The organism is Bacillus sp. 05T22 (assembly GCF_056396765.1).
This window is the reverse complement of sequence record NZ_JBFTMC010000272.1, coordinates 1-601: the sequence shown is the minus strand read 5'-3', so window position 1 is coordinate 601 and position 601 is coordinate 1. Positions and strand designations below refer to the sequence as shown.

The following is a 601-nucleotide window of genomic DNA, read 5'->3' as shown; positions in this document are numbered from 1 at the left end:
TTATAAAGGAACCATACATTAACGTCAATTACACTGGAGAAAGTACAAATGATGTTATTCAGAGCGCAATTCAAAAAGCAACACTGACAATATTATCTGCCTTTGCAGAAAAAGAGCGAATTGATATTAAACAACGTCAAGCTGAAGGAATTGCTCTTGCCAGAAAACAAGGTAGACGTTTAGGACGTCCGCCTGTTGAAATAACAGAAGAATTTACGGATGCTTACAAGGAATGGAAATCTGGTTCAATTACAGCAGTAGGAGCCATGAAAAAGTATGGCATCAAACGTTCTTCTTTTTATAAGCTTGCTAAACAGTATGAGGAAAGAATGAAAGAATAGAGAGACAAAATTTTAATTTGTTAAGATAGTAATTGAGGTAGCACCAACATTCGTTAAAATGTGGGTGGGCCCCCTTTTAGCAAAACCGGAGTGGAAATGATGAGTATAAATAGTTTTGTGGGATTGATAAAGGACGAATTATTAAAAGAGGTAAGCATAAGAAGTGAGGATGAATTCGAGCCTGTAGTAGTTAAAGATATTCCTAGAATTTGGAAGTGTTTAGGGACATATTCCTAGAATTTGGAAGTGTTTAGGGACAG

1 protein-coding gene and 1 pseudogene are annotated in these 601 nt (G+C 36.1%); both read left to right on the top strand.

Features of this window, described 5'->3' with window-relative positions; all coding sequences use genetic code 11:
* Positions 1-341: recombinase family protein (locus AC1DIT_RS28345; RefSeq protein ID WP_476998622.1), on the top strand; the 341-nt coding region annotated here is incomplete at its 5' end.
* Between the two features lie 99 nt (positions 342-440).
* Positions 441-566 (top strand): annotated as a pseudogene (locus AC1DIT_RS28340) (serine/threonine protein kinase); the annotation flags it as partial.
* Between the last annotated feature and the right edge of the window lie 35 nt (positions 567-601).